8 protein-coding genes are annotated in these 6,034 nt (G+C 70.8%); 5 read left to right on the top strand and 3 right to left on the bottom strand.

Features of this window, described 5'->3' with window-relative positions; genetic code table 11:
* Positions 1 to 714: MATE family efflux transporter (locus KK7_RS0110215; RefSeq protein WP_010544551.1), on the top strand; the 714-nt coding region annotated here is incomplete at its 5' end.
* Here the strand turns inward: KK7_RS0110215 and KK7_RS0110210 are convergent.
* Positions 686 to 1,387 carry a zinc-ribbon domain-containing protein gene (locus KK7_RS0110210; protein WP_010544550.1) on the bottom strand — a complete coding sequence of 234 codons (702 nt, stop codon included), beginning with the start codon at positions 1,385 to 1,387 and terminating at the stop codon, positions 686 to 688. The genes KK7_RS0110215 and KK7_RS0110210 overlap by 29 nt on opposite strands.
* Positions 1,388 to 1,545: 158 nt before the next feature.
* On the opposite strand from KK7_RS0110210, the gene ftsE reads away from it, so the two are divergent.
* The 4 genes from ftsE to KK7_RS0110190 are packed head-to-tail and all read left to right on the top strand — an operon-like array spanning position 1,546 to position 4,347.
* Positions 1,546 to 2,247, top strand: coding sequence for a cell division ATP-binding protein FtsE (ftsE, locus tag KK7_RS0110205; RefSeq protein ID WP_010544549.1), 702 nt, complete (start codon positions 1,546 to 1,548; stop codon positions 2,245 to 2,247).
* Positions 2,244 to 3,128, top strand: coding sequence for a cell division protein FtsX (locus KK7_RS0110200; RefSeq protein WP_010544548.1), 885 nt, complete (start codon positions 2,244 to 2,246; stop codon positions 3,126 to 3,128). Before ftsE ends, KK7_RS0110200 begins: the two co-directional genes overlap by 4 nt.
* A complete protein-coding gene (locus tag KK7_RS0110195) occupies positions 3,125 to 3,664 on the top strand; it encodes a YdcF family protein (RefSeq protein ID WP_010544547.1) in 540 nt (179 codons plus the stop codon). The genes KK7_RS0110200 and KK7_RS0110195 overlap by 4 nt, the downstream gene beginning before the upstream one ends.
* On the top strand, positions 3,664 to 4,347 hold the full coding sequence (locus KK7_RS0110190; protein ID WP_010544546.1) for a lysophospholipid acyltransferase family protein: 684 nt from the start codon (positions 3,664 to 3,666) through the stop codon (positions 4,345 to 4,347). Before KK7_RS0110195 ends, KK7_RS0110190 begins: the two co-directional genes overlap by 1 nt.
* Before the next feature lie 3 nt (positions 4,348 to 4,350).
* Here KK7_RS0110190 and KK7_RS0110185 read toward each other — a convergent pair whose 3' ends face one another.
* Positions 4,351 to 5,274, bottom strand: coding sequence for a phytoene/squalene synthase family protein (locus KK7_RS0110185; protein ID WP_010544545.1), 924 nt, complete (start codon positions 5,272 to 5,274; stop codon positions 4,351 to 4,353).
* Positions 5,274 to 5,855 carry an LOG family protein gene (locus KK7_RS0110180; protein ID WP_010544544.1) on the bottom strand — a complete coding sequence of 194 codons (582 nt, stop codon included), beginning with the start codon at positions 5,853 to 5,855 and terminating at the stop codon, positions 5,274 to 5,276. Before KK7_RS0110180 ends, KK7_RS0110185 begins: the two co-directional genes overlap by 1 nt.
* Positions 5,856 to 6,034 lie beyond the last annotated feature (179 nt).

The raw sequence follows: 6,034 nt of genomic DNA, 5'->3' as shown, positions 1-6,034 counted from the left end.
TGGACCCTGCCGCGGGCGGAGGCGCGCGGGGTGCGGCTGCTCGGCGACTGGGGGCGCGCGGAAACCTGGCGGGGCGCCTGGGCGCTCGCCCGATTCGGCCTGGTGCCGGCGATCGCCTCGGGCCTGGAGCTGGTGGGCTTCTCGATCCTCATCGCCCTGTCGACGCAGCTGGGCGAGGCGACCGCCCATGCCTTCCAGATCGTCTTCTCGATCCATAACGTCACCTTCGCGGTTGCGCTGGGTCTGGGATCGGCCGCAGGCGTGCGGGTCGGCAATGCGGTCGGCGAGGGCGTGCCCCAGGCGGCGGCGGGTCGCGCCGGAATCGCCGCGGTGCTTGCGGCGCTCGCTACCGGCTTGCTCGCGCTCGCGCTGGTGTTCGTGCCGATGCTGGTGGTGGCGCGGTTCCCGGCACCGGGTGAGGTCCATGCGCTCGCCGCGTCGATGCTGCTGCTCTGGGCTCCGTTCATCCTGTTCGACGGGGTGCAGGTGGTGTTCGTCTATGCCCTGCGCTCGCTAGGCGACCAGGTGGCGGCGGGCATCAACGGCATCCTCGCCTTCTTCCTGGTGACCGGCGGGCTGGGGATGTGGCTGGTGCATCTGGGCCTGGGGGCGACCGCGCTGGTGCTCGCCTCGGGCCTCGGCATGGTGGCGGCGGCGCTGCTCGACGGCGGCCGCCTGCTCGTCGTCACGCGTCGAGTTCGCTCGCGAAGCTGAGCTGCACCGTCTTGGCGCCGGCCGGCACGTCGACCTTGGCGCCGTTGAAGTCGAAGCTCGCCTGCGGATCCAGCGTGCGCACCGCCGGGGTGATCCGCCAGCTATAGACCTCGCTGCCCTGCGCATCGATCAGCCGGATGCGGATGTCCGGCACATGCTGGGCGTTGCCGGTGGGGTTGAGCACCTTGCCGGAGACGATGAACAGCTTGCTGCCATCGGCACGTGCCTGCAGCGCGACATTCTTGTCGCTGAACACCAGGGGCGTGCTCGCGCCGCCGATCGGCAGGCCGAGCTGGGTCAGGACCTGCGGCGCCTTCCAGTAGAGCAGCGCCGCGCCGCCGAGCAGCACCGAGACCAGGGCGACCAGCGCCGCGATGGTCCAGCGCAGCCCGCTGCGCCCGGCCGGGGCGGGCGCGTCGAACGGATCATAGTCGGCTGCCGGCTCGGGCGCGCGCGTCATGCTGCGCGGGCTCGGCGCGGACTCGGCTTCCGCCTCGGGCGCCGGCGCGCTGGCCGGTGCAGGCGGGGGCGCCGGTGCGGTCAGCTCCAGCGGCGGGGGCGACTGGAACCAGCTATGCTTGCAGTTCGCGCACCGCACCGTGCGGCCATCGGGACCGATCGCCGAATCCGGTACTTCGTAGCGCGACCCGCACTGGCTGCACTCCAAGATCATGCCCACACCCCCTGGTATCCGCCCGAAACGCGACGGATGCGCGAGTCTAGCCGGGCCGATTCGGGCCAGCAAGCGACTTGCGGGCCGCTTGAGCGCTTGCAGGGCCTGTGCGATGGCGGGGGAGACCCCAGGAAACAGGAGGCCGGGCCGCACGGCGCATGGGCAATATCGTGCACTTCGAAAATGTCGGCCTGCGCTATGGGACCGGACCGGAAACGCTGTCGGACGTGAGCTTCACGCTGGCGACGGGGGGGTTCTATTTCCTCACCGGCGCGAGCGGCGCGGGCAAGACCTCGCTGCTCAAGCTGCTGTATCTCGCCCAGCGGCCGACGCGCGGCGTGGTGCGCCTGTTCGGCGAGGATGCGGGCGCGCTGCCACGGGCGCGGCTGCCCGGCTTTCGCCGTCGAATCGGCGTGGTCTTCCAGGATTTCCGGCTGCTGCCGCAGCTTTCCGCCTATGACAATGTGGCGCTGCCCCTGCGCGTCGCCGGCGTGCGCGAGAGCGAGATCGAGGCGCCGGTGATGGAAATGCTTGCCTGGGTAGGCCTCAGCGCGCGCGTAACGGCCAAGCCGCCGACGTTGTCGGGCGGCGAGCAGCAGCGCATCGCCATCGCCCGCGCGGTGATCGCCCGGCCCGAGATTCTCGTCGCGGACGAGCCGACCGGCAACGTCGATCCCGAGATGGCGGACCGACTGCTCCATCTGTTCGAGGCGCTAAACCGGCTGGGCACGACGATCGTCGTCGCCACCCATGACCTGCACCTGATCCGTCGCATCCCGCAGGCGCATCTGATGCGGGTGGAAAAGGGCAAGCTGGTCGATCCCACGGGGCTGCTCCGTCATCCGCCGGGGGCGGCATGACCAGCTTGCGGCGCAGCGGCGCGATCGATCTCAAGCTGCTGGGGCAAGGCCAGCGCAGCTGGGTGATGGCGGGGATCATGGCGATCATGCTGTTCCTCACCGTGTTGTCCGGGGCGCTCGGCCTGGGTGTCGCACGATCGGCAGGCGGGCTGGATCGCCAGCTTGCCGGGCAGCTGACGGTGCAGCTGGTCGAGCCCGATGCGGCGCTGCGCGACAGCCGGGCCAAGGCACTGGTCGTCGGAATCGCGCGCGTGCCGGGCGTCGCCCGCGTCCGCGAGGCCGATCGCGCGCGGCTCGCGGCGCTGCTCCAGCCCTGGCTGGGCGATGCCGGGCTGGATCCCGATCTGCCGATGCCGGTGCTGATCGACGTCACCGCCGCGCCGAACGCCGCCGCTGCCGTCGCCGCTGCCGCCCGGCGGATCGCGCCGGGCGTGCGGGTGGACAGCAGCGCGCGCTGGCTGTCGCCGGTGCGGGGGCTGCTGGCGACCTTGTTCTGGGTCGCGATCGGGCTGGTGGTGGTGATCGCGGCGGCGACGGCGGGGGTGGCGTTGCTCGTCGCCCGCGCGGGGCTGGACACGCACCGCGATACGATCGACGTGCTCCACATGCTCGGATCGACCGACCTCCAGGTGGCACGCCTGCTCCAGCGCCGTATCGCGCGCGACACGTTGCTCGGCGGTGCGATCGGCACGCTGGCGGCGCTGGCGCTGGTCGCCCTCTTCCAGACCAAGCTGGCGCTCACCGGATCGGAAGTTCTGGGCGGCGCTACCCTGGCGCCGATCGACTGGACCTTGCTGCTCCTCCTGCCGATCGGCTTTGCCCTGCTGGCGACGGTGGCGACGCGGATGACGGTGCTGCGCACGCTGGGGCTGAAGCTGTGATCCGCCGCCTGTTCCTGCTCCTCCTGCTGCTCGCCACGGCCTGGGCGGTGGGCTTCGCGCTGTTCCTGTTCAACCTCGGCAAGCCGCTGGGCGCGCGGCCTACCGATGCGGTCGTGGTGCTCACCGGCGGGCCGGGCCGCATCCAGCGCGGGCTGGAGGTGCTGCGGCGCGAGGATGCGCAGCGGATGCTGGTCAGCGGCGTGAACCCCGATGTCCGCCCCCGCGAACTGGCGGCGCAATTCCCGGCCGATCGCGCGCTGTTCCGCTGCTGCGTCGATCTGGGCCACGAGGCGGTGGATACCCGATCCAACGCCGACGAGACCGGGCGCTGGGTGCGCGAGCATGGCTATCGCAGCATCCGGCTGGTTACCTCGGACTGGCACATGGCGCGCGCCAAGCTGGAGTTGCGCCATGTCCTGCGGGGCGTGACCATCCTCGGCGACGGGGTGCAGAGCCATCCGGGCCGCCGGATGCTGCTGCGCGAATATCATAAATATCTGGTGCGCCGGGGGGCGCTCCTGCTGGGGGTCGATTGATGGACGCGCTGCGCACGCTGGTTTTCCGCATACTCTTCTACGGCATGTCGGTGGTGATGGTGCTGCTGGTACCGATCGCGGCGCTGTTCGGCACGCGGGCCTTGCGCGCGCACGCGAATTTCTGGGCGTGGCAACTGCAATGGCTGGTGCGCACGGTCATCGGTGCGCGGGTGCGGATCGAAGGCGCGGTGCCCGAAGGGCAGCTGCTGTTCGCCGGCAAGCATGAAAGCTATTTCGAGGCGCTGGAGCTGACCCGGATGCTCGGCTCGCCGGCGACGGTGATGAAGCGCGAGCTGAGCCGCATTCCCATCTGGGGCTGGGCGGCGCAGCGCTACGGCACGATCGTGGTCGACCGCGAGGCCAATGCGACGGCGCTCCGCTCGATGATGCGCGAGGCACAGAAGGCGCGGGCGACCGGGCGTTCGGTGCTGATCTTCCCCGAGGGCACGCGGGTGCCGCCGGGCGAGGCGCCGCCGCTCCGCTCGGGCTTTGCCGGGCTCTACCGTGCGCTCGACCTGCCGGTGGTGCCGGTGGCGGTGCAGAGCGGCGCGGTCTGGCCGCGCAAGGGACGGATGCACAAGGGCGAGATCGTCTTCCGCTTCGGGGCGCCGATCCCCGCAGGCTTGCCCCGCCGCGAGATCGAGGCGCGGGTGCACGCCGCGATCAACGCGCTGAACGGCTGAGCGTCAGCGCGGCCGGGTCCAGAGGCCCGCGGGTCGGGGCGTCGGCGCACGTCTGCGCGCCGCACCCCACGCCTTGGCGATCGCCGCCAGCTTCTCGCCGCCCGAGGTGGTCGTGCGGCTGTCCCAGGCCTGCCCCCCCCGCGTGCGGACCTTGCGGGCGATCCCGCCATAGATGTCGGCCGCCGCCAGCACCGCCCAGGCCGAGCGGAACGACAGCGCGGCGGCGCCGCCGCGGGCGCTGATCTCATAGCCTTCCGCCCGATCCGCCAGCCGCGTGCCGAGAATGGCGAGGGCATTGCGATCGGCGAGCGGGTTCTCGGCCGTCAGCCCCACTTCCGTCAGCCAGTCGGCAGGCAGATAGCAGCGCCCGGCCTCGGCATCCTCGCCGATGTCGCGGGCGATGTTGGCGAGCTGGAAGGCGAGGCCGAGGTCGCAGGCGCGATCGAGCACTGCCTCGTCGTCGGGGCGTACCCCCATCACCACCGCCATCATGCAGCCGACCACGCCGGCGACGTGGTAGCAATAGCGCAGCAGATCGTCCTCGGTCTGCGGCCGCCAGCCATCCGCATCGAGCGCGAAGCCATCGATCAGGTCCCAGGCGAAGCGGTGCGGCATGCCGGTTTCGCTCGCCACGATGCGCAGCGCATCGAACGCGGCATCGCCCACCCATTCGCCGGCCAGCGCCGCCGAAGTGCGCTCGCGGATCTCGGCGAGGCGCGCCTGCGGATCCTCGACGATGGTCATGCCATGGCCATGGTCCTGGCCGTCGGCGATGTCGTCGCAGCGGCGGCACCAGGCATAGAGCAGCCAGGCGCGCTCGCGGGTTGCCGGATCGAACAGCTTGCTCGCCGCCGCGAAGCTGCGCGAGCCGCGGGCGATCGATTCGCCCGCGGTCGCGACGATCGCGTCGCGGCCGGGAAAGCGCATTACAGCTGTTCGCGGCGCAGTTGCGCGATCGGCACCACCGGCTGGGCCTCGGCCATCTTGGTCAGCAGGCCGTCGATCGTGGAATCGACCAGCAGCAGCCCCTGGTGCTGGGGCCGCACGAAGCCGACCTTGCCCATATGCTCCCAGAATTCGACGAGCTTGTCGTAATAGCCGGCGATGTTGAGCAGCCCGATCGGATCGGCGTGGTAGCCGAGCTGTGCCCAGCTCATCGCCTCCCACAATTCGTCCATCGTGCCGGTGCCGCCGGGCAGGTTGACGAAGCCGTCCGCCAGCTCGGTGAAGCGCGCCTTGCGCTCGTGCATCGTCTCGCAGACCTCGAGGCTGGTCAGCCCCTTGTGCGCGACCTCGGCATTGACCAGCAGGGTGGGAATCACGCCGATCACCTCGCCGCCGGCTTCCAGCGCCGCATCGGCGACCGCGCCCATCAGCCCGAGCCGGCCACCACCATAGACGACGCCGATGCCACGCTCGGCGAGCGTGCGGCCAAGGGTGCGGGCGGCTTCGATATAGACCGGATCGGCCGGGCTGGCCGAACCGCAATAGACGGCGATACGCTTCATTGCATGCTCCTGTGGCGGGGCTGATAGCGTGTTTTCGCCGGGAGGGAGAGCCTCTTCTTCTTAGCCCCTCCTCCTTGGAGGAGGGGTTGGGGGGTGGAGGGTTTCCAGACCAGAAGTTGGTCTCGGTGAGACACAGCCCCACCCCAACCCCGCATCAGGTGAACAGCGCCCCGCGCTGT

Source organism: Sphingomonas elodea ATCC 31461, from assembly GCF_000226955.1.
In the GTDB taxonomy this organism is placed as follows: domain Bacteria; phylum Pseudomonadota; class Alphaproteobacteria; order Sphingomonadales; family Sphingomonadaceae; genus Sphingomonas; species Sphingomonas elodea.
The sequence above is the reverse complement of the archived record's forward strand: the minus strand, read 5'-3'. Positions and strand labels throughout refer to the sequence as shown.